This window comes from Halanaerobium saccharolyticum (genome assembly GCF_004362045.1).
Taxonomy (GTDB): Bacteria; Bacillota; Halanaerobiia; order Halanaerobiales; family Halanaerobiaceae; genus Halanaerobium; species Halanaerobium saccharolyticum_C.
Window position 1 is genome coordinate 23,308 of sequence record NZ_SNWX01000027.1, and the last position, 21,219, is coordinate 44,526.

The 21,219-nt window shown below is 35.4% G+C and carries 24 protein-coding genes; 23 read left to right on the top strand and 1 reads right to left on the bottom strand.

Annotated elements, in window-relative coordinates; translation table 11 throughout:
- Positions 1-35 precede the first annotated feature (35 nt).
- From DFR79_RS12875 to DFR79_RS12890, 4 genes are all read left to right on the top strand, one after another.
- Complete coding sequence (locus tag DFR79_RS12875) at positions 36-278, top strand: FmdB family zinc ribbon protein (protein ID WP_133515886.1); 243 nt, start codon at positions 36-38, stop codon at positions 276-278.
- Positions 279-406: 128 nt separating this feature from the next.
- Positions 407-1,549 (top strand): DUF362 domain-containing protein, encoded by a 1,143-nt coding sequence (locus DFR79_RS12880; RefSeq protein ID WP_133515887.1) that lies wholly within the window; start codon positions 407-409, stop codon positions 1,547-1,549.
- A 17-nt stretch (positions 1,550-1,566) separates the two neighbouring features.
- On the top strand, positions 1,567-2,061 hold the full coding sequence (locus DFR79_RS12885; RefSeq protein ID WP_133515888.1) for a YfcE family phosphodiesterase: 495 nt from the start codon (positions 1,567-1,569) through the stop codon (positions 2,059-2,061).
- On the top strand, positions 2,061-2,486 hold the full coding sequence (locus tag DFR79_RS12890) for a YlbF family regulator (protein WP_133515889.1): 426 nt from the start codon (positions 2,061-2,063) through the stop codon (positions 2,484-2,486). Before DFR79_RS12885 ends, DFR79_RS12890 begins: the two co-directional genes overlap by 1 nt.
- An 83-nt stretch (positions 2,487-2,569) precedes the next feature.
- Here the strand turns inward: DFR79_RS12890 and DFR79_RS12895 are convergent, their stop codons facing one another.
- Positions 2,570-2,791: a NifU family protein gene (locus tag DFR79_RS12895; protein WP_133515890.1), complete on the bottom strand. Its 222-nt coding sequence runs from the start codon at positions 2,789-2,791 to the stop codon at positions 2,570-2,572.
- Positions 2,792-2,877: 86 nt separating this feature from the next.
- Here DFR79_RS12895 and DFR79_RS12900 point away from each other — a divergent pair, with 86 nt between their 5' ends.
- The 19 genes from DFR79_RS12900 to DFR79_RS12985 all read left to right on the top strand — a co-directional run bounded on the left by DFR79_RS12900 (position 2,878) and on the right by DFR79_RS12985 (position 20,902).
- A complete protein-coding gene (locus DFR79_RS12900) occupies positions 2,878-6,234 on the top strand; it encodes a DNA polymerase III subunit alpha (RefSeq protein WP_133515891.1) in 3,357 nt (1,118 codons plus the stop codon).
- Positions 6,235-6,371: 137 nt separating this feature from the next.
- Positions 6,372-6,593: a trp RNA-binding attenuation protein MtrB gene (mtrB, locus tag DFR79_RS12905; protein WP_108142719.1), complete on the top strand. Its 222-nt coding sequence runs from the start codon at positions 6,372-6,374 to the stop codon at positions 6,591-6,593.
- Positions 6,594-6,650: 57 nt separating this feature from the next.
- Positions 6,651-6,827, top strand: a complete 177-nt coding sequence (locus tag DFR79_RS16145) for a hypothetical protein (protein ID WP_166638053.1) — start codon at positions 6,651-6,653, stop codon at positions 6,825-6,827.
- 14 nt (positions 6,828-6,841) lie between these two features.
- The gene (pfkA, locus tag DFR79_RS12910) at positions 6,842-7,840 is read left to right on the top strand and encodes a 6-phosphofructokinase (protein WP_133515892.1); all 999 of its coding nucleotides are present in this window, start codon (positions 6,842-6,844) and stop codon (positions 7,838-7,840) included.
- A 21-nt stretch (positions 7,841-7,861) separates the two neighbouring features.
- A complete protein-coding gene (gene pyk, locus DFR79_RS12915; RefSeq protein ID WP_133515893.1) occupies positions 7,862-9,616 on the top strand; it encodes a pyruvate kinase in 1,755 nt (584 codons plus the stop codon).
- 176 nt (positions 9,617-9,792) lie between these two features.
- Positions 9,793-10,590 (top strand): transporter substrate-binding domain-containing protein, encoded by a 798-nt coding sequence (locus tag DFR79_RS12920; RefSeq protein ID WP_166638054.1) that lies wholly within the window; start codon positions 9,793-9,795, stop codon positions 10,588-10,590.
- An 11-nt stretch (positions 10,591-10,601) separates the two neighbouring features.
- Positions 10,602-11,246, top strand: a complete 645-nt coding sequence (locus DFR79_RS12925; RefSeq protein ID WP_133515895.1) for an amino acid ABC transporter permease — start codon at positions 10,602-10,604, stop codon at positions 11,244-11,246.
- A 15-nt stretch (positions 11,247-11,261) separates the two neighbouring features.
- Complete coding sequence (locus tag DFR79_RS12930; RefSeq protein ID WP_133515896.1) at positions 11,262-11,984, top strand: amino acid ABC transporter ATP-binding protein; 723 nt, start codon at positions 11,262-11,264, stop codon at positions 11,982-11,984.
- A 196-nt stretch (positions 11,985-12,180) separates the two neighbouring features.
- Complete coding sequence (locus tag DFR79_RS12935; RefSeq protein ID WP_133515897.1) at positions 12,181-12,933, top strand: phosphatase; 753 nt, start codon at positions 12,181-12,183, stop codon at positions 12,931-12,933.
- An 11-nt stretch (positions 12,934-12,944) separates the two neighbouring features.
- A complete protein-coding gene (locus DFR79_RS12940) occupies positions 12,945-13,898 on the top strand; it encodes a TIGR01212 family radical SAM protein (RefSeq protein WP_133515898.1) in 954 nt (317 codons plus the stop codon).
- 157 nt (positions 13,899-14,055) lie between these two features.
- Complete coding sequence (locus DFR79_RS12945) at positions 14,056-14,691, top strand: metallophosphoesterase family protein (protein ID WP_133515899.1); 636 nt, start codon at positions 14,056-14,058, stop codon at positions 14,689-14,691.
- Between the two features lie 102 nt (positions 14,692-14,793).
- Complete coding sequence (locus tag DFR79_RS12950) at positions 14,794-15,798, top strand: hypothetical protein (RefSeq protein WP_133515900.1); 1,005 nt, start codon at positions 14,794-14,796, stop codon at positions 15,796-15,798.
- 145 nt (positions 15,799-15,943) lie between these two features.
- The gene (locus tag DFR79_RS12955) at positions 15,944-16,492 is read left to right on the top strand and encodes a TIGR01440 family protein (protein ID WP_133515901.1); all 549 of its coding nucleotides are present in this window, start codon (positions 15,944-15,946) and stop codon (positions 16,490-16,492) included.
- A gap of 180 nt (positions 16,493-16,672) precedes the next feature.
- Positions 16,673-17,809 (top strand): AfsR/SARP family transcriptional regulator, encoded by a 1,137-nt coding sequence (locus DFR79_RS12960; RefSeq protein WP_133515902.1) that lies wholly within the window; start codon positions 16,673-16,675, stop codon positions 17,807-17,809.
- 154 nt (positions 17,810-17,963) lie between these two features.
- A complete protein-coding gene (locus DFR79_RS12965) occupies positions 17,964-18,407 on the top strand; it encodes a hypothetical protein (protein ID WP_133515903.1) in 444 nt (147 codons plus the stop codon).
- Between the two features lie 86 nt (positions 18,408-18,493).
- Complete coding sequence (locus DFR79_RS12970; RefSeq protein WP_133515904.1) at positions 18,494-18,967, top strand: hypothetical protein; 474 nt, start codon at positions 18,494-18,496, stop codon at positions 18,965-18,967.
- Positions 18,968-19,073: 106 nt separating this feature from the next.
- The gene (locus DFR79_RS12975) at positions 19,074-19,640 is read left to right on the top strand and encodes a hypothetical protein (RefSeq protein WP_133515905.1); all 567 of its coding nucleotides are present in this window, start codon (positions 19,074-19,076) and stop codon (positions 19,638-19,640) included.
- A 15-nt stretch (positions 19,641-19,655) separates the two neighbouring features.
- A complete protein-coding gene (locus tag DFR79_RS12980; protein ID WP_133515906.1) occupies positions 19,656-20,069 on the top strand; it encodes a curli assembly protein CsgF in 414 nt (137 codons plus the stop codon).
- A 41-nt stretch (positions 20,070-20,110) separates the two neighbouring features.
- Positions 20,111-20,902, top strand: a complete 792-nt coding sequence (locus DFR79_RS12985; RefSeq protein WP_133515907.1) for a CsgG/HfaB family protein — start codon at positions 20,111-20,113, stop codon at positions 20,900-20,902.
- Positions 20,903-21,219 lie beyond the last annotated feature (317 nt).

A 21,219-nucleotide genomic window follows, 5' to 3' on the forward strand; every position in this document is an offset into this window, starting at 1 on the left:
CAAATTAGAAAACAGGATATGAAGGAGGAATAAAAATGCCGACATATTTATATGAATGCGAAAAATGTGGTAGATTTGAAGAATTTCAGAATATTAGTGAGGATGCTTTAGAGGAATGTCCGGAATGCAGTGGTGAGGTTAAGAGGATTATCGGTTCTCCGGGAATTATTTTTAAAGGATCTAATTTTTATGTGAATCAGGATAAAAAAAGCTCAACTAATAATTCTACTAAAAGCTCAACTAAAAGTAATGAAAAAAAGAGTGAAAAAGTTTCTTAAATTATTTTTGGCTGGCGACAGTCCAGTTTATATTTGAGCCATAAAATTACGCAAATAAGCCGGCCTTAGTGCCGGTTTTAATTTTTTCTATCTGTGATTTGACTTTTAATAACGAAAGAAGGTAAAAAATGACTATTGTGGCTGCTAAAAAATGTTATAGTTATCAGGCAGAAGAACTTTCTGAAAAGTTGGATATTTTGCTGCAGGAGCTTGGGGGATTGGAAAATTTTATCCAGGCCGGTGATCAGGTAGTTTTTAAGACAAATCTTTTAATGGGCAAGGCGCCGGAGGAAGCTGTAACTACCAATCCTGAATTTATAAGGGCTCTGGCTAGAAAGGTTAAAGCGCTAGGAGCAGAGGTAGTTATTGCCGATAGTCCAGGTGGTCCTTTTAATGAAAAATTACTCAAAAGAGCATATCAGAAATCTGGTCTTTATGAGATGGCTGCTGTAGAAAATTTGAAATTGAATTATAATACTGATTCTCAAAAACATGAATATCGAGCAGGGAAGATCAATAAATCTTTTCAGCTGGTCTCTTATTTAGAAGCTGCTGATTTAGTAATCAACTTACCAAAGTTAAAAACTCATGGTTTAACAATGTATACAGGTGCAGTCAAAAATCTTTTTGGCTGTATTCCGGGAGTTTTGAAAGCAGAATACCATCTGCGGATGCAGTCAGTTGATGATTTCTCGCGGATGTTAAATGATCTGGCAGCACTTGTTGCTCCAGAATTAACAATTATGGATGCAGTTGTAGGTATGGAGGGAGAGGGTCCTTCTAATGGGCAGCCGCGGGAGTTTAATTATTTACTGGCTTCTACTTCCCCGTATTATCTTGATCTGGCAGCTGTCAGACTGATGGGAATTACACCGGAAGAAAAAGTTCCTTCAATTAAAGCCGCACTGGCTGATCAGTTTATCAACAGGGATAATTTAGAACTTAGAGGGGATCAGATTGAGCCGTTAACTAATGTTAAAATTCCAAAAATCGAAAAGGAAAATAATCTGCTTGATGCAAAATTACCTAATTTTTTATCAGATATTATAGAGAAATTTTTGCGTCCTAAACCAGTTTTCAAAGAAGAAAATTGTGTAGGCTGTCGAAACTGTGCTGAAAACTGCCCACCTGAGGCAATTACAATGGTTGATAATTTTCCAGAAGTGGAGTTGGAGACATGTATTCGCTGTTTCTGCTGTCAGGAACTTTGTCCCTATGATGCAGTAGAAATTAAATATCCACTGCTGGCGAAGCTGCTTTTTTCAAATTAATGGAGGTTTAATAAAAAATGAGAATAGGAGTTATTTCAGATACCCATTTACCCAATACAGATCAAGATTTTCCGGAAGAATTAATTGCAGAATTAAGAAAAGTTGACTTAATTATTCATGCTGGTGACCACTGTGAAGAACGATATTTAAATAAATTAAAATCGATTGCCGAAGTTAAAACTGTTGCCGGCAACAGAGACAGTTACCCCTTACAGAAGAAATTAAAAGATAAATTAACTTTTGAAGCTGCCGGTCAGAAAATTTCTGTGATTCACGGCCATCAATTTCGGGGTAAAAATATTCTTCAGGGTTTAAATTACACATTTGTGGATAGTGATATTATTGTCTTTGGTCATACACATCGGCCTTTTAATGAACGTTTAAGTGATAAATTATTTTTTAATCCGGGCTCACCAACTGATAAACGACTGGAAAAAAATTATACATTTGGTATAATAGAAATTGAAGAAGAAATAAAAGCTGAAATTAAAATTTTGAAGGAGGAATCTTAATGTCAGTACATGATACTGCAAGAAGACTGCAGAGAAAGTTAAAGAATTCCGATGAATATCAAAAGTATCAGGACTTACGCGAAAAAGTGATGGAAAAAGAGGGCTCTAAAAAAATGCTGCTGGATTATCAAAATTTGATGATGGAGATGCAGAGTAAGAGGATGTCAGGAGAAGAATTGAGCCAGGAAGATAAAGAGAGACTGCAGAACCTGCAGAATTTTATTGAGATTAATAATAATGTAAAAAAATATTTAGAGGCAGAATATGCTTTAAGCCAGACAATTCAGGATATCCAGAAAATTATATTTTCTGATATTGAAGTTGGAATTCCAGAGGAAGAACTGCAGCCTGAAAATGAAAATTCCGCAGCGGCTGATTCAGAAGAATATAGTGAAACAGCAGAGGCGGAAGACAGCGAAAAATAAATTTAAAAAAGCATCCCCACCTGAGGATGCTTTTAAAATCTTTTTTTATTTAAATGTTAAAAACTTTAATTTGTTGAACTAAATTAAACAGATTGTACTTCCTGAACTCCGTCAACATTTTGTTTTAAAGTTCTTTCAATACCATTTTTTATGGTTAAGGTTGACATTGGACAACCACTACAGGCTCCTAAAAGTTTTACTTTAACGACTCCATCTTCAGTTACTTCGACTAATTCAACATCTCCGCCATCAGCCTGAAGACTTGGTCTGATTTTATCAATATATTTTTGTACTTCTTCTTTCATACTTGCACCTCCTAAATTAACATTTGATTATATTATACAAAAAAACTCAAGATTTTACAAGTATAAATTTAAAAGGAATGATTTAAATGTCCGATTTTGTCCATCTTCACAATCATACAGCCTTTAGTCTGCTGGATGGAGCAATTAGAGTGGATTCCTTAATCAAAAAAACAAAAGAATATGAGATGCCAGCAGCTGCGATTACCGATCACGGTGTGCTCTATGGCATGATTGATTTTTATAGAAAAGCAAAAAAAGAGGGAATTAAACCGATTATTGGGGCAGAAATTTATCTGTCACCGGGCAGCCGCTTTGAAAAGAGCCGTAAGCGCTATCATCTGGTGCTGCTGGCTCAGAACAAGCAGGGATATCACAATTTAATTCAGCTGGTTTCTAAAGCCTGGCTGGAGGGGTTTTATTATAAACCCCGGGTTGATAAAGAGCTGCTGGCAGAATACAGTCAGGGTTTAATTTGTTTATCTGCCTGTCTGCAGGGAGAAATCCCGCAGCTTTTACTTAACGGTAATTATGATCTGGCCCAAAAGGCCGCCTCTGATTATCAGGCTATTTTTGGTAAAGAAAATTTCTTTTTAGAGCTGCAGGACCATAATCTGCAGCAGGAGAAAGAAGCAGCCCAGGGTTTACTAAAGTTAAGCCGGGAAAATAATATTCCTGCTGTCGTTACTAATGACAGCCACTATCTAAATAAAGAAGATGCAGAACTGCAGGATATTTTACTGGCTCTGCAGACCGGGACAACTGTGGATGATGAAAATAGGATGACCTTTAGTGGAGAAGAATTTTATTATAAAACACCGACTGAGATGCGGGAACTTTTCCCGGAACTTGATTCTGCCTATCAAAATACTGTCCGGATTGCGGATCGGGTTGAGGTTGATCTTGATTTTAATCATTTTTATCTGCCCGAATATCCGGATCTGGGGGAAGAAAAATCTCCGGAGGATCTGCTGAAAAAATTATGTTTTAAAGGCTTAAAAGCAAAAGATATGTCTTCAAATCAGGAAGCTGTGGAAAGGCTCAAATATGAGCTCAGGATAATTTTTGAGATGGGTTATGCGGCCTATTTTTTAATTGTCTATGATTTTGTAAAATATGCAGAGGATAATCAAATTATGGTTGGTCCCGGTCGGGGTTCAGCTGCCGGGAGTTTAGTTGCCTATCTTTTAAATATCACCAAAGTTAATCCTTTAAAATACGGCTTAATTTTTGAGCGCTTTTTAAATCCAGAAAGGGTAACAATGCCCGATATTGATATCGATTTTGATGAGAATCGGGATCAGATTATTGAATATGTTAAGCAGAGATATGGGACAGAACGGGTGGCTCAGATTGGAACTTTCGGGACTATGGCGGCCCGGGCAGCAGTCAGAGATGTCGGTAGAGCTCTGGCTATTCCCTACGGAAAAGTTGATCGGGTGGCAAAATTAATTTCTTCTCGCAAAGGTATAGAACAGTCAATGAAAGATCAAAATAAACTGCAGGAGCTTTATCAAAATGATGGAGAAATTAAAGAACTGCTTGATTATGCTAGAGGGGTTGAAGGCCTACCGCGCCATATTTCGACTCATGCAGCCGGAGTTATCATTGGGGCTGAACCGCTGGCCCAGATAGTTCCGCTGCAGAAGCAGGATGAGAGTGTAATTACCCAGCTGCCGATGGGTGATCTGGAAGCTCTGGGACTTTTAAAGATGGACTTTTTAGGATTAAGAAATTTAACAGTAATCAAAAATACTCTTAAATTGATCGATGAGCGTCATGGTGAAAATATAGATATCGATAATCTTCCACTTGACGATCCAGATGTATACCAGTTTCTTTCAACTGGAAAGACAGCTGGTGTTTTTCAGATGGAATCTTATTTATTTCAGTCTTTAAATAAAAAAATGAAGCCGGAGCGCTTTAATGATTTAATTGCCATGCTGGCCCTGGGGCGTCCTGGTCCTTTAGGCAGTAATATTGTAGATGATTTTATTGCTATCAGGCACGGCAAAAAAGAAGCAGAATATTTACATCCTAAATTAAAGCCTATACTAGAAGAAACCTTTGGAATGATTTTATATCAGGAACAGGTTATGGAAATTGCAAGTACTCTAGCCGGTTACAGTATGGGTGAGGCGGATCTTTTACGTCGAGGAATGGGTAAAAAGAAATTAAAACTGGTTGCAGCCGAAAGAGAAAAATTTGTTAAAGGGGCAGTAGAGCGGGGGATTGCGGAAGAAACTGCTCAGGAAATTTTCGACCAGATGGAGTATTTTGCTGGTTATGGTTTTAATAAATCACACTCAACTGCCTATGCATTTTTAGCCTATCAGACTGCCTATCTAAAATATCATTACCCGGCTGAATTTATGGCCGCTTTATTTTCTTCTGTGATGGGCAATCAGGATAAAATTTCAGATTATATTAAAGCTTCACGGGAAATTAATCTGGATATTTTACCACCTGATATCAATCAAAGCTACCATGATTTTACTGCTGAAAATGAGGGACAAATTCGTTATGGACTGAAGGCAATCAAAAATGTGGGTTCTGGAACAATTAACGCTTTAATAAAGGCAAGAAAAGAAAAAGAATTTACTTCTTTGATCGATTTTTTGAAAAGAGTTGACATTTCAGCAATTAATGTACAGAGTCTGGAAGCTTTTATAAAAGCAGGTGCCTTTGATCAGATTTCTGTCAGCAGGGCTTCACTGCTTTTGAACTTTGAGGATTTATACAATAAATATAATAATTTATCAAAACATCGGGCGCAGGGACAGCAGTCTTTTGCAGAGTTATTTGAAGATCAGAATGAATTTTTAGAAGAAGACTTAAATTATACTGAGGTAGAGGAATTAAAGACCGAAACTATCCTGGAACAGGAAAAAGAATTTCTGGGGATTTATCTTTCAGCTCATCCTCTTGACCAGTATCAGGATAAACTACGGCACTTAAACACTTATTCGATTAATAAAGTTTTGCAAGTGCCAGAAGGGCAGAAAGTATTGACAGCAGCCTATTTAATAAATTATAAAGAACATATTACCAAACGCAACAATAAAATGGCATTTTTAACAGTCAGTGACCGGGAAGAAAAAATTGAGGTAATAGTTTTTTCTGACTTATTTAAAAAAATAAACTTTGATTTAGAAGAAAATCGAGGCCTTTTAATTTACGGTGAAAAAAGTGATGAGCAGCTGATTGCAAAAAAAGTAATTTCTTTAAAAGATAAATTACTATTAATTGATATTTCTGAGCTGCCTAAAAATAGGATTGTTAAGTTAAAAAGATATCTCTTAAAAAAAGAAGGTAATGTTTCGGTTCTGTTGAAAAGGAATAACAGGCTAATCATAACTGCTGATAAGTACAATATTAATATGAGTCAGCAGACTCAAAATGAATTAGAAAGAGCTTTAAAAAAATCAGAGTATAAATTTATCTAAGCTTAAACTCTTCATTTCTTTGACTGTTGGTCGAAAAAATGTGATAAATTTGGCAAACTTTATCTTAAAAATATCAAAAATTCTTGACAATGCTTTTTAGCTTATTATATTATTAAGTGGGTAAAGGAGGAAAAACTATGGATGTTAATGCTGATTATATTTTAATTAAGGCTCTGGAAGATGGGGTTACAATTATTGGTTTAACCAGAGGCAAGGATACTAAATTTAATCATACAGAAAAATTGGATAAGGGAGAAATCCTGGCTGCTCAGTTTACCGAAAATGTTTCTGCAATGAAAATTCGAGGCAAAGCAGAGATAATGAGCAAACACGGTAAAGTTAATTCTGAAGGTAAATAATAGCTTTGGTTTCCGATAGATGTTTCTAATTGTCGGAAAATTGAAAGGAGCTTACAAATGTGGCAGGTTGTATATATAGCTTCTTCGAAAGAGGAAGCTGATAATATTTTAAAAATTATGGAAAAAGAAGGCTTTATGGTTCAGGTTGATGATGCTGGAGCCGGTAGTTATCAGATTAAGGTTCCGGCAATTGAAGCTGAAGAAGCCTATTCCTGTTTACATACAAATATTTAATTGGAGGTATAGAAATGAAAAAAATAGCAGTACTGACAAGTGGAGGAGATGCTCCAGGAATGAACCCTGCTATCAGATCTGTAGTGCGAACAGCTATCTACAAAGGTCTGGAAGTAGTTGGTGTAAAACATGGATATAAGGGTTTAATTGAAAAAGATTTTTTCCCAATGCACAGGGGATCTGTTGCAGATATCGTCCAGCGTGGAGGAACAATTTTACTATCAGCCCGCTGTGAAGAATTTAAAACAGAAGAGGGTAGAAAAAAAGCTTATGCTAATATGAAAGAAGAAGGTATAGATGCCCTGGTTGTAATTGGGGGTGATGGTTCTTTAAAAGGTGTGCAGAAAATTAATGCTGAAAGTGATATTAAGGCAGTTGGTATTCCGGGTACTATCGATAATGATTTATCCTGTACTGATTATACAATTGGTGTTGATACAGCCATGAATACAATCCTGGATGCAATCAACAAGATTAGAGATACTGCCACCTCTCATGAGAGAACCTTTGTAATTGAATGTATGGGACGTGATTCGGGCTATTTAGCATTAATGACCGGTCTGGCTGGTGGAGCTGAATATATCTTAGTTCCCGAAATAGATTTTACACCACAGCAGGTTTGTGATAAAATTACACAAGGATTTGATAGAGGTAAGTTACACAGTCTGATTTTAATTGCAGAGGGCGTCAAAGCACCATTTGCTGATTTAAGTGAATACAATGGAAGTCCCGGGATGGCTATGGGAGATTTGATTAGAGAAAGAACAGGCATGGAAACCAGAGTAACCATTTTAGGCCATCTGCAGCGCGGGGGAAGTCCTACAGCAACAGATAGAATTGTTGCCAGCCGTATGGGTGGTAAAGCTATTGACCTTTTACTGGCAGGTAAGAGAGATAAGATGGTTACCTATAAAGATAATTCAATTGGCTGTTGTGAAGTTGCAGATGCAATTAAAAAGACTGAAACCATAAATATGGATATTTATAATTTAGCAAATATTTTATCAATGTAAGTTAATAATTGGGAGGTTAATATGAGAAAAACGAAGATAGTATGTACTTTAGGACCAGCGACAAATGATAAAGAAATTATTAAGGAAGTTGTAGAGGCCGGGATGGATGTGGCCCGTATGAACTTCTCTCATGGAGATCATGCTGAACATAAACAGAGAATGGACATGGTTAAAGCAGCAGAAAAAGAAACAGGTAAAACTGTAGGTATCATGCTTGATACCAAAGGCCCGGAGATTAGAACTGGAGAAATGAAGGGTGACAAGATTCAGTTAGAAGCAGATACTGAACTTGTGGTTACAAAAGAAGATGTTGAGGGTACAACTGAAATGATTTCTGTCTCCTATAAAGATTTAGCTCAGGATATGGAAGTAGGAAATAAAATTTTAATTGATGATGGCCTAATTGAGCTTGAAGTTACAGCAATTGATGGTGAAAATGTAATTACCAGAGTTGTTAACGGGGGAGAACTGGGTTCCCGTAAAGGTGTTAACCTGCCAGGTGTTAAGGTGAGCTTACCACCTTTAACTGAAAAAGATATTTCTGATATCCGCTTTGGTGTAGAACAGGGAATTCATTTTATTGCTGCATCTTTTGTGCGTAAAGCCAATGATGTTATTGAAATCCGTAAAATTTTAGAAGAAACAGGTAATGAAGATATTTTTATTATTGCTAAAATAGAAAACCAGGAAGGTGTAGAAAACCTGGATTCTATCTTAGAAGTAGCAGATGGAATCATGGTTGCCCGTGGTGACCTGGGAGTAGAAATTCCTGCAGAAAAGGTACCAATAGTCCAGAAAATAATGATTAGAAAGAGTAATGAAGCTTCAAAACCTGTAATTACAGCAACCCAGATGCTTGATTCTATGATTAGAAATCCTCGACCAACTAGAGCTGAGGCTTCTGATGTGGCAAATGCTATTTATGATGGAACAGATGCAACAATGTTATCTGGAGAATCTGCAGCCGGTAAATATCCTGTAGAATCAGTAAAAACTATGGCTCAGATTGCTAAAGAAGTCGAGAATTCTGAAAGTTATAAAGAAAAGTTTGCCGGTAAATATGAATTCGCAGCTGATTCTGTTACTGCTGCAATTTCACTTGCTACCTGTCAGACTGCCGAAGAACTTGGTGCAGAAGCAGTTATTACATCAACAGGTTCTGGTCTAACAGCCCGTACAGTTTCTAAATATAGACCACAGACACCCATTATTGCTGTTACTCCAAATAAGAGAGTATTACATCAGCTGGCAATGACCTGGGGAGTTTCTCCACTACTTGCTGCCAGAAGTTCTACAACTGATGAAATGATGGATAATGCCATTTCTACAGCTCTTGAACACAAGTTAATTGATGAAGGAGATCTGGTAACAATTACTGCCGGTACTCCAGTTGGTATTTCTGGTACAACTAACTTAATCAAAGTAGATGTTGTAGGTAAACCAGTTGCTGATGGTCAGGGAATTGGTAAGAGTATAGCAGTTGGTAAAGCTAAGCTTGTTAAAACCGCAGAAGAAGCAATGGCCAAGATTGAAGAAGGAGACATTATGATTGCTCCGATGACTGATCGCGACTTTGTACCTGCAATGAAGAAAGCAGCTGCAGTAGTTACCTTCAGTGGAGGTTTAACTTCACATCCAGCAATTGTTGGTCTTAATATCGGTATTCCTGTGGTAGTTAATACAGGTGATATTAGTGATGACTTTAAAGATGGAGAAGTAATCACTGTCGATGGTGTTAGAGGTTTAGTTTATAGAGGTAAGGCACATCTTAAGTAAATCAAAGTAAAATTATATAAATCATGGAGGGCGGATTTTAATTCGGCCTCCTATTTTTTTTGGAGTCTTTCTAGATTTAAAAAATAAAGTCTAGTTTATTTATATTTTTTTACCTTATCACTTTACAACGATAAAGTAATAAAGTATAATAGTATAAAAGAAATCGAGGGGGAAAAATAGTGAAAAAAAATTTATTAAATATTTTTGTAGTCTTGGTTTTAGCAGTATTATTAATTGGTGGTAATGTAATGGCCCAGGATTCACTGGCTCAAATCAGGGAAAAAGGTAAAATGGTAGTTGGACTTGATGATAGTTTTCCGCCAATGGGTTTTAGAAGTCAAAGTGGAGAAATAGTTGGTTTTGATATAGATTTAGCAAAAGAAGCAGCCAAAAGAATCGGTGTTGATGTAGAATTTAAAGCTGTTGACTGGGATGGAGTTATTTTAAGTCTTAAAAACGGGATGATCGATGTAATCTGGAATGGTTTAACAATCACTCCCGAAAGAGAAGAGAGTATTGACTTTACTCAACCTTATCTTGAAAATTCCCAGAGTATTGTAGTTCAGGCAGATAGTGAAATTGATAGTAAAGAAGATCTGGCCGGTAAAGTTGTGGGAATTCAGCTCGGAAGTAGTGCTGTTAGTGCAGTGGAATCTGAGCCGAAAGTACTGGCAACTTTTGAAGAATTACGCAAATTCTCTAATAATACTGAAGCTTTAATGGATTTACAGACCGGAAGAGTTCAGGCAGTTGTTTTAGATGTGATTGTGGGACGCTATTATATGAGTAAGCGTCCGGGACAGTTTAAAGTATTAGAAGATAACTTTGGAGCTGAAAAGTATGGGGTTGGTGTTCGTGAGGATGCAGATTCATTTAGAAAAGCTCTGAATAATGCTTTAGATGAAATGATAGCAGATGGAACAGCAGCTGAGATTTCCCAAAAATGGTTTGGAGAAGATATTGTGCTTAAGTAGGAGGCATTTATTTGTTTGATTATATAATAAACGTATCAGGATATATTCTGGAAGGTAGTTTAATTACCTTCCAGCTTTATTTGGTCACAGCTATTTTTTCTGTAATTTTAGGTATAGCAGGAGCCCTGGGTAAGATTTCAAAAATACCACTTCTGGAATCAATTTTATCGTTTTATACCTGGGTCTTTAGAGGAACTCCTCTTTTATTACAGCTGTTTTTTGCCTATTATGGACTGCCGGTTCTGGGTATAACTTTACAGCCTTTTCCGGCTGCAGCTTTGACCTTTATTGTTAATTATGGAGCTTATTTTACCGAAATTTTTAGAGGTGGAATTGAATCTATCAATGAAGGTCAATACGAAGCAGCAAAGGTTTTAGGGATGAACTATAGACAGACAATGAGCAGAATTATAATACCGCAGACTGTAAAAAGAATTTTGCCTGCTACCAGTAATGAAGCCATAAATCTGGTTAAAGATAGTGCTTTAGTAGCTGTGATTGGACTGGGTGATTTATTACGCGCAGCCAAGGTTGCTGTAACAAGAGATTTTTCTATAATTCCTTTTATAATAGCTGCAGTTTTTTATTTAATAATCAGCTCAGTTATTGTTACAGTATTCCGCAAATTAGAAGAAAAATATTCTGTTTACGAATAGGTGATAATTTTGGAAATGATAAAAGCAAAAGATATTTATAAAAGCTTTGGTGAGCTTGAGGTGCTTTCTGGTATCTCTTTTGAAGTAGAGCAGGGAGAGGCCATTTCGATAATTGGTCCTTCCGGTTCCGGTAAAAGCACACTGCTGCGTTCACTAATTGGCCTGGAAGAAATTAATTCAGGTGAATTATATATTGAAGGAATTTCAGTCAGGGAATCCGGCAAAAAAGCCTATCAAAAAATGGGTATGGTTTTTCAGGGCTTTAATCTTTTTCCTCATAAAACTGTGATGGGTAATTTAATCGAAGCTCCGCTGGTGGTAAAGGGTATCAAAAAATCTGCTGCTAAAGAAAATGCAGCAGCCTTATTAAAAAAAGTTGGACTTTCTGATAAAAAAGACAGTTATCCGGCCCAATTATCCGGGGGACAGAAGCAGCGAGTTGCTATTGCCAGAGCTCTGGCAATGGAACCTGATATTATGCTCTTTGATGAGCCTACTTCCTCTTTAGATCCCGAACTGGTTGGAGAAGTGCTGACTGTAATCAGAGATTTAGCTGAGGAAAATATTACAATGCTAATTGTAACTCATGAGATGGGCTTTGCCAGAGATGTTTCTGATCGAGTATTTTTTATGGATCATGGTCAGATTATTAGTGACACGGTTCCCGAAAAAATATTTGTCAATCCTGAATCAGAAAGAATTCAAAATTTCTTAACTAAAATATTAAGTCAGAATTAAGGCTCCCTCAAGGGGGCTTTTTCTATTTTATAGCTAATATTTTAAAATAGTGCAAAATACCTGGGGTAAAACAAGTTTAATTTGCTTTTAGGCTGAAGGCCTGTTAAAATGTTTACAGATAATTAGTAGAATATTAATGTATAATTAACCCGACTTTTATAAGTTTATAAGTAGAATAATGAAGGGAAGTGTTAATGTGTTAAAAATAGATACTGATCTGCATACTCATACAGTAGCAAGCGGCCATGCCTATTCCACAGTTGACGAAATGGCTAAGGGTGCTTTTACTAAAGGTATAAAATTAATTGCCGTAACTGATCACGGTCCACAGATGCCCGGTGGTCCTCATATCTATCACTTTGGTAATTTTTCTATTGTACCTGATAAATTGTATGGGGTTAGAATTATTAAAGGTGTAGAAGCCAATATCTTAGATGAGGGAAAACTAGATTTAGCAGCAGAAGAGCTGGAGCGTCTGGAATTTGTTTCTGCCGGGATTCATCGTTTAACAGGACATAATTTAAAAAATAAGAAAGATTATACTGAGGCTACAATCAGGGCCATGGAAAATCCGCATCTTGATATGATTACCCATCCTGTACAGAGAGAATATCCACTTGATTTAGAGAGGGTTGCCAGAGCAGCTGCCGAAAATAATGTTATTTTGGAGCTGAATGCAAGTTCTTACAGTCCTAAAAAAGATCACACCAGGGGTATAAAAAGTGAATCACTGAGATTATTAAAACTGGCCAAAAAATATGGATTTAAACTGGCAGTAAACAGTGATGCTCATTTTCATGATGAAATTGGAGAATATTCAAGCCTCAATTTTATTTTTGAAAGTGAGGATTTTGATAGAAATCTAATATTAAACCGCAGTCAAAAAAGTGTAATTAATTATTTAAAAAAGAGAGAAGAACGACTTTCAGAGTTAAAGAAGACAGTTTGAGGGGTGTAGAAATGGAAGAACCATATTATAAATATTCACAGTTTTTAAAAGATAAATACGGAAAGAAAACATACAAACTGCCTGTAAATCTACCAACTACCTGTCCCAATCGAGACGGCAGTTTTGCAACAGAAGGATGTTATTTTTGTGGTGAGGAAGGGGCAGATTTTGAAATGCTGCCTGATGATATGTCAGTTAGAAATCAGCTGCTGGAAAATAGAGAATATATTGGAGAACGTTATGGTGTAGATCAATTTATTGCTTATTTTCAAAATTATACTAATACTTACTTACCACTGGATAAATTGCAGGAATATGCCAGAGAAGCGGCAGAGATTGAAGGAGTTGCTGCCGTATATTTTTCAACCAGACCGGATGCGATCAACGAGAGATACATTTCAGCTTTAAAAAGTTCTCTGCTGGAAGTTTCTTCAGAAATTGAATTGGCCTTTGAGTTTGGACTGCAGACTGTAAATTATAAAACTTTAAAAAAAGTGAACAGACAGCACGGCCTGGCAGAGTTTATTGACGCAGTTTTAACCGCAAAAAGATTTAAAGTTGAGGTTGGAGCACATATGATTTTAAATTTACCGGGTGATGATCGGGAAGATGTTGTTGAGGGCGCCCGAATTTTATCAGCTCTGGAAGTCAATCATGTTAAACTACATGCACTTTATATCAGGGAAAACTCTGTTTTTGCAAAGCAATTTAAAGATGGAGAGCTTGAAATTTGTTCACTGGATGAATATATTGATCGAGTAATTTTGTTTTTAGAAAATCTGGCTCCAGATATAGCTGTCCAGCGTTTAATCGGCAGAGCACCTGGTGATGAAACAATTTTTGAAAACTGGGATACTCCCTGGTGGGAGATCCATGATTTGATAATCAAAAGGATGAACGAGCGCAATACTTATCAGGGTCGATCATTTAATTATTTAAAAGGAAAAGCACTGGCCAAGTTTTAATTAGCTGGATTGATTAAAACAGCCAAAATGATTTGAAGCTGGTAGAGTTAAAATTTTACTTGAATTTTAACTGCCAGAGTATTATAATTAAAGATAATCAAAAGAATATAATTATGAAGTCAATCAGCAGACAGCAGAGCAGCAGAGGAGTGGTTTTATGACTTCAGTAATCAAAAAGGTTTTTAGGGATTTCAGCACTGGAATTTCGGATTTTAAAAACCGTTATAAATTACCAGATGAGTTTCACAGTTCAAATGAATTAAAAATAATGCATATTAGTGATACACCAGAATCAATTTATTCTCATATTTATAAAATGTTGAGCTATAGTCAGCCTGATGTAATAATTCATACAGGAGATCTGGTAGATAATTTAAAGCTGGAAGATTCTGGAGATGAAATGCTGGATAAATATCAGAGAAAGTCAGCTGAGTTTATCAGCAATTTAGAAAAATTGACAGCAGCCAGAATTATTTATATACCAGGAAATCATGATGATATTAAAGTTATCGAAAATAATAAAAACAGAAGTGAAATTATGGCTGAAGGAAGTATAATAGAGTTAGATGGGGTGAAGATTGGTCTTGCTCACTATCCGGAAAATTTACCTCAAAATGCAGATATTAATCTTTATGGTCATAACCAGCAGCAAAATTTTGAGAGTGAAAATATATATTTGAATGGAATATTAAATATTAATTATTTACTCTTACCTTCTAAAGAGGATTATAAGATTAATTATCCCTGGATAGTAAATCAGGGAAGACAGTATAAAACTTTCAATATGATTTAAATGAGAAATTATTCTTAGTCAGATTTGCAAGGATCTGGCTAATTTCTTTTAGGTTAAGTTTTTAGAAATTTTAAATAATTATCAAGCAGCAGGAGTGATTAGATGAATTTTGTCCGCAGTGGTCCCCGATATCTTTTTTTAAAAGTAAAGGAACCTGATTTTTTCAGTCAGCAGCTTTCTCAGTTGACCGAAGTGAGACAACTTGATTTTCAGACTGCAATCGGGCTGGCAGTAGAGGAATCGGTAATAGTATTTTTGAGTGATTGGGAGAAAGAAAGTTTTAAGGTTGAAGATTCAGATCTGATCTTATACTTGCCGATGAATTCCACAGCACTACTGGCAGTGATTTTAAATGAAGTTCAGTTGAATCAGGCAGTCGGAAAAGTTACTACTGGACCGGGGCAGCTGGTAATGCGGATTCCGGAAGCTGGGAAAAAAGTAATAGCTGAGATTATTGAAAATTATCAGGCGCGGGAAGTTTCAATTTTAGAAGGTATTAACCTGGGAAGTGCAGACAGCACAATTATTTCATTTACCGAACAGCCTATCAAATCAAGATTAAAATCTTTAAACAAAGTAAGAGATAATATATTAGTTAATAAAGATTCAACTTTAGTATTTGAGGAACTGAGACGGGATGCTGTAAGGTATATCACTCATGGGCTTAAAGATAATCAGTGGTCTGAACTTAAAATTAATATTTATGATTCCAGTGGACTTTATGATCTGGAATACCAGCGTTTAATGACGATTCTATCTGATTTAGAGGCAGGTATTATTCTGGGTGAATCCTGGACTAAAGACCATGCCTTTGCTTTATTTTCAATTACTGCCTATCAGGTGAGGCTTTTTACATTTTTATCTCCTCTGGAAATAAAAAAGATATTATTTGCTTTTGAGTACAGCAGTAATGGGGAAAGGTTGGTTGATTATGATCTTTTTAATAAAAGCAAAAAAATTAATTGGTCCGAAATTTTAAATGATAATCAGCGGCATGATCGCCAGAAGCTGGCCTTTAAATTTAGAGAAGAAATAATGGACGAACTTTCTCAAACTGCTAAAGCACGTTACTTTGAATTGGAAAAAGAAATAGAGGCTAAATTATAAAATTTGTTATTAAGTTGGGTTTGAAGCCTGACTTTTTCTTTATCCAGACTAAAATATATAAATATGTATAAAGAATCACATATTTGCGCTATCCATACTTTTGAGATAAAATATAGATATGGATAAGTTTAGAAAGGAGATATTAATGAATACAGAGAAAATACTAACTGAGGTTGAAACAGCCATCAGAGAATTAATAGATATTGTTAAGCCGGAACCCAATTCAATCTTTTTACTGGGTGGAAGTACCAGTGAAATACAGGGTAAAGAAATTGGTTCTGCAACTGATTTGAAACTTGGAAAAAAAATAATTAGGCGAGTTATAAAAATTATGGATGAATCTGAATTGTATCTTGCAGTTCAGGGTTGTGAACACATAAATCGTTCACTTGTAATCGAAAAAAAATGCCAGCTACTCTATCACTTTCCAGAGGTGAATGTTATTCCTCAGCGTCATGCTGGTGGTGCTTTTTCGACAGAAGCATTCGAATTATTTGAAAATCCAGTTACGGTAGAAAGTATGGAAGCAGATTTAGGAATTGATATTGGGGATGCCTTAATCGGGATGCATCTTAAAAATGTTGCCGTACCTGTGAGATTATCAATCAAAGAAATTGGCAAAGCCCATCTTACTGCAGCGAGAACAAGGCTCAAACTTGTGGGTGGAGTAAGAGCAGAATATAAAGATTTATAAAGCAATGCATAATAGTACACTTTTAAATTCGGCCGGTCAGGTTAAAGGAGAGGATATAAAAAGCATTTTAGAAGCAGCATTTTAATTTTTTTAAAAAATAATGGACATTTGCCTAAAAAGACAGATGCCCCTTTTGATAGATTTTGTGGATTGATGTGCAGCACACATGGGGGTGTGTTTATGAGCGAATTAGAGAAGATTAGTTTTTATGGTCTGGGTCCATTTTATTATGAGTATCAGGGGAAAAGATTTGATGGCAGCAGCTGGGTATCTAAGAGAGCCTTATATTTATTAATGTATCTTTTACTGGCTAAGGACAGAAATGTCGCTGCCGAAGAACTTGTTGATGTTTTCTGGGAAGAATCTGATCTGAATGATGGGAAAAATAAATTATATAACACAATTTATTTATTGAGAAAGTCACTTGCCAGAGATGGGATTCCAAAAGATATTGTTGAATCAAAAAATGGCGGATATTCGCTTAATGACGCTTATCCTGTTAAAACAGACTGGAACTATTTTGAGAAAAATGCTAAGAAAGTAATCAAAGGAGAAGAACTATCTTTGTCAGAAGTGGAGGATTTATTAAGTCTTTATCGGGGAGATTTTTTTCCTCCTTTAAGGTATGAAGGCTGGACGGAAATTCACCGGGAGGATTATAGAGAATTATATTTAAATTTAATTGAAAATTTTACAGAAAAATTATTTCAGGAACAGCGATATCGAGATGCAGTAAATTATCTACATAAAGGAATTGAATATGATCCTTATCGGGAAAATTTTTATTTATTTTATATTAAAGCTTTAGTTAAACTTGGACGAGTAGCAGAGGCGATAAATAGTTACAAAAAATGTGAAAGAATACTAAAAGAAGAACTTGATGTTTTTCCCGGCCGGAGTCTTAAAAAAGAGTATCACCGGATTAGAATGAGTCAGGATCTAACGGAAGATATAGAAGTAGAATTAAATGAAAGCCCTATTTTAGGTTCAGGTGCTATGCTTTGCGAAATGATGGTCTTTAAAAAGATATATGAGCTTGAGATCAGACATGTAAAAAGATTAAAAAAAGAGTTTGTTCTGATGACTATTGATTTTAATAATGTTGAACTTAAGCTCCCTTTTCAGAAAGCAGCAGATAAAATCGGAAGTATGTTAAGAACAGGAGATGTAATTTGTGTTCTCAATAAAAAAGTATACATTTTGTTGAGAGATATGAGCCTTGTTAATAGTGGAATAATTATGAACAGATTTAATAAATTTTGTGAGGAGTTAGAATTGATTAAGAAACCTTCAATTGATATTAGAGAAGTAAATTAAAAAAATATTTTTTGTTAAAACCACCTTTAGCGGGTGGTTTTTTTATTTTTCGAGGTTTTTTCGAGATTTATTATAAATTTTTATTAGTTTTTATTGTTATTATTAACTCAGTAGAAAGGAGGTGTGAAAAAGCAAGAAGGAGGTGGAGAAGAAGATGAAAATAAAGAGAATAACATTGATTATGATTTTGTCCTTATTGCTAACAATTATCCCTACTATAAATTCCTTTGCTCAAAGCGATTATTTATTTAATCAAAGACAATTTAGCAGTTCGATAGTTTGGGAAAATGAGAATTACAGCAATGAATTTGACTCTGTATCAAATAATAATTTTGCTTCGATAATTCAAATTGGCAGCTATAATAAGGGTGAGATCTGGCAGAAAAATTTATCTTCTCAAGAAAAAAGTAATTCGGCTTCAATAGTCCAGGTTGGGAACAGTAATACTGCTTTAATTAAACAGTTTACTGTAAATGCCAGAGCTGAAATAAGACAGTATGGCCATGATAACCTGGCTACAATTGAACAATCTCAATTTAACAGTCATGTTAGAATTACACAATTTACAAATGATAGTGTATTAAGAGTTGCAAACTAATAAAAAATGAGTTTCAATCTAAAACTTAAAATTTTTCGGGAAAGTTTTAGAATTAAAAATCCAAAAAATATCAAGGAGGAAAAGTAATGAAAAAATTATTTATTTTGTTAGCAGTTGCTCTTTTAGTAGTGGGTATGAGTGGTATGGCAGCAGCAAATGGTTCTGATGGCAATTTTGCTAAGGTTGATCAGGATGGTTGGGGTAATGATGCATTAGTTAATCAGACAGGTGAAGATCATATTGGTCTCATTTACCAGGACGGCTGGGGAAATGATTCAGATTTATATCAGGATGGAGATGATAACTTTGCTATAGTTAAATCAATGGGAGAATTTAACTCTGTTTCTCAATATCAAGATGGAGATGATTTATTAGCTTCAGTTTATCAGGACGGTTTTGCAAACAAAGCCGAACAGTATCAAACTGGAGAAGATAATAAGAGCTTTATTGGTCAACTTGGCTGCTTTAACTTTGCCCGTACAGATCAGACAGATGAAGACGATTTTGCGATAATTTCTCAAAATGGCGCTGGCAACAGTGCAACTATTAACCAGTATTAAAGTCTAATAATATTTAAATTTGTAAACAGGCAATCTAAAGGTTAGTTTTCCTTTAGATTGCTTCTTTACTGAGTATTTTAAATTACGTATTACCAGGAGTGATAAAATGGATAAAAGAATATGGATTTTAGATTATTTTTATATACTTCTAGTTTTTTTTATGTTTTTAATTATCAATTCACCATTAATCCTGGCTCAAGAAAATGAATCACAAGTAGTGGAACAAAATTTAACAGAAAGAATAGAATTAATTGAGGCCTCTCAACAGTTTAGCAAAGCTCAAACTAACATTAATCAGACTGCTGCAGTTAGTATGTATGCCTGTAATTACCATACAAATAATACTCAATATAAGTTGGGAGCTAAATTTGAAAAAATATTCTATGGAAATAAGAACAGTACTAATTTTTCTTATGTGATAGAGGGCATTTATCTTGATAATGAAGAAGAGGATGTAGCAGCATTTTTATCTCTGCAGACAACTTTAAGTAATAGGTTGTTTTCCCCTTATTTTGGTCTGGGAGCAGAAGTCATGAATGTAGCAGATTACCAGGTTTTTCTTGGCCTAAATCTCAGTCAGTATTTTTTTGTGGAAACAAAATTTATTAATGAGAAAGATGATTTAGAAGATGGCGATTTTTATTCAGCTTTGGGATTTAAAATTCCTTTTTAGAAAGGAGCATTTAAAATGTTAAAAAAAATATTTATCATCTCAATTCTCTTTTTTTTCTTTGTAATTAGTTTTAGTAGTTTTGTTGGAGCTGCATCAACTACCAGCTGGAGTTTTAAGGTCCTAAATGATCCTGATGCCAGGCAGGTTGCTTATAATTTAGCTCAGGCTCAAAATGAGATGAGTGAGTCAGAAGATCCAATAGCACAGTTTGTTTCAGGTTTAGAAGGTAGAATAATGAGTAACATCCAGAGAGATATTGTCAATAAAATGATTGAAGATGGTTCAGCTGCGGGAGTTTATGAAACCAATACATTATTAGTAACGGTAGAAGATGATAATGGTGATGTTACTATTTATATAACAAATAAAGAAACAGGTGAGCAAACTAAAGTTGAATACGGAACAAATGACTGGGATTTTGATTTTTAAAATCAGGATAATATATAGTAATTTTTGGAGGAGGGAGAATTATGGAGATAATGATTGCTGCTTTACTAGTTATTTCTCTCCTGGGAGGCGGATCAGGTGGAGAAGTTCCTGAGATAAACACTGTTGAAAGACCAGTCACAGAGTCAGAGCAGATAATAGAAGAAGTAATACAATCTGACGAAGAAATTATGACTTCCAGAGAAAATATCACTACTGCAACTCAACTTTTAGCAGCCTTACCGGAGAGAGAAGAGAAATATAAAGTGGCTATTTATGATATTCAGGACAAAACTGGCCAGTATAGTGAAATTGGTTCAAAAATAGTTACTCAGGGTGCTACTGAAATGCTTATCACTGCCTTAATTAGGTCCAGACAATTTGAAATTCTTGATAGAGTAAATTTAAATAATTTTATGACTGAACAAAATCTTGTAATCCAGGAAAGAACAATAAATAATGAAGGACCAGTAATTGGTGAGATGTTGGGCTCAGATTATATAATATCTGGGGCAATCACAGAATATCAAATAGATAAAAAAACGGGAGGATTGGGATTAGTTATTGCTGGAAAAGGTGGACAGCAGGAATTTGCAGTTGCAAGCTGTGCAGTTGACTTAAGAGTAACTGATTCTACTACAGGTAAAGTAGTCTGGGCAAAAAGTCTTAAGAAGGAAATAGTAGGAGAAAAGATAGGTTTACAACTCTTTTCATTTATGGGTAATAACATTGTTGAATTTGAAAGTGGTAGAGGACAGCAGGAAGTTATAAATCTGGTAGTCAGAACTTTACTGGAAGAGGCAGTTTATAAACTAAGTGACAGTCAGATCTTGTAGAGGAATAATTTTTTGAATATTTTATGAATTTGAGATTATTAATTTTACAAAGAAATAAACTTAATCAGCAGTGTAAGTGTTATAAAACTAACACTTTTCCACTACAAGGCGGGGGCTGAAATTCATGGCCCCCGATCTTAAATAGTTTTACTCAGGACAGCTATCTGTTCTGTTTAGCCCCGGTTTAAATGCCGGGGTTATTTATGGTTTGCCTGGCATGAGTATTTGCTAATCAGTGAAAGTCTGATGTGGGGGTTAATAGTGCCAACCGCTAGCTGAAGACAAGGGTGTCCATCGCGAGGTGGAATCTGAAGGAA

Excerpts from the sequence above, each read along its gene's own strand:
- DFR79_RS12960 (WP_133515902.1), top strand. The coding sequence starts at position 16,673 with ATGAGCGAATTAGAGAAGATTAGTTTTTATGGTCTGGGTCCATTTTAT.
- DFR79_RS12980 (WP_133515906.1), top strand. The coding sequence starts at position 19,656 with ATGTTAAAAAAAATATTTATCATCTCAATTCTCTTTTTTTTCTTTGTA.
- DFR79_RS12950 (WP_133515900.1), top strand. The coding sequence starts at position 14,794 with ATGAATTTTGTCCGCAGTGGTCCCCGATATCTTTTTTTAAAAGTAAAG.
- DFR79_RS12890 (WP_133515889.1), top strand. The coding sequence starts at position 2,061 with ATGTCAGTACATGATACTGCAAGAAGACTGCAGAGAAAGTTAAAGAAT.
- pyk (WP_133515893.1), top strand. The coding sequence starts at position 7,862 with ATGAGAAAAACGAAGATAGTATGTACTTTAGGACCAGCGACAAATGAT.
- DFR79_RS12880 (WP_133515887.1), top strand. The coding sequence starts at position 407 with ATGACTATTGTGGCTGCTAAAAAATGTTATAGTTATCAGGCAGAAGAA.
- DFR79_RS12965 (WP_133515903.1), top strand. The coding sequence starts at position 17,964 with ATGAAAATAAAGAGAATAACATTGATTATGATTTTGTCCTTATTGCTA.
- DFR79_RS12875 (WP_133515886.1), top strand. The coding sequence starts at position 36 with ATGCCGACATATTTATATGAATGCGAAAAATGTGGTAGATTTGAAGAA.
- DFR79_RS12895 (WP_133515890.1), bottom strand. The coding sequence starts at position 2,791 with ATGAAAGAAGAAGTACAAAAATATATTGATAAAATCAGACCAAGTCTT.
- DFR79_RS12930 (WP_133515896.1), top strand. The coding sequence starts at position 11,262 with ATGATAAAAGCAAAAGATATTTATAAAAGCTTTGGTGAGCTTGAGGTG.
- DFR79_RS12970 (WP_133515904.1), top strand. The coding sequence starts at position 18,494 with ATGAAAAAATTATTTATTTTGTTAGCAGTTGCTCTTTTAGTAGTGGGT.
- mtrB (WP_108142719.1), top strand. The coding sequence starts at position 6,372 with ATGGATGTTAATGCTGATTATATTTTAATTAAGGCTCTGGAAGATGGG.
- DFR79_RS12940 (WP_133515898.1), top strand. The coding sequence starts at position 12,945 with ATGGAAGAACCATATTATAAATATTCACAGTTTTTAAAAGATAAATAC.
- pfkA (WP_133515892.1), top strand. The coding sequence starts at position 6,842 with ATGAAAAAAATAGCAGTACTGACAAGTGGAGGAGATGCTCCAGGAATG.
- DFR79_RS16145 (WP_166638053.1), top strand. The coding sequence starts at position 6,651 with ATGTGGCAGGTTGTATATATAGCTTCTTCGAAAGAGGAAGCTGATAAT.
- DFR79_RS12945 (WP_133515899.1), top strand. The coding sequence starts at position 14,056 with ATGACTTCAGTAATCAAAAAGGTTTTTAGGGATTTCAGCACTGGAATT.
- DFR79_RS12985 (WP_133515907.1), top strand. The coding sequence starts at position 20,111 with ATGGAGATAATGATTGCTGCTTTACTAGTTATTTCTCTCCTGGGAGGC.
- DFR79_RS12955 (WP_133515901.1), top strand. The coding sequence starts at position 15,944 with ATGAATACAGAGAAAATACTAACTGAGGTTGAAACAGCCATCAGAGAA.
- DFR79_RS12975 (WP_133515905.1), top strand. The coding sequence starts at position 19,074 with ATGGATAAAAGAATATGGATTTTAGATTATTTTTATATACTTCTAGTT.
- DFR79_RS12885 (WP_133515888.1), top strand. The coding sequence starts at position 1,567 with ATGAGAATAGGAGTTATTTCAGATACCCATTTACCCAATACAGATCAA.
- DFR79_RS12900 (WP_133515891.1), top strand. The coding sequence starts at position 2,878 with ATGTCCGATTTTGTCCATCTTCACAATCATACAGCCTTTAGTCTGCTG.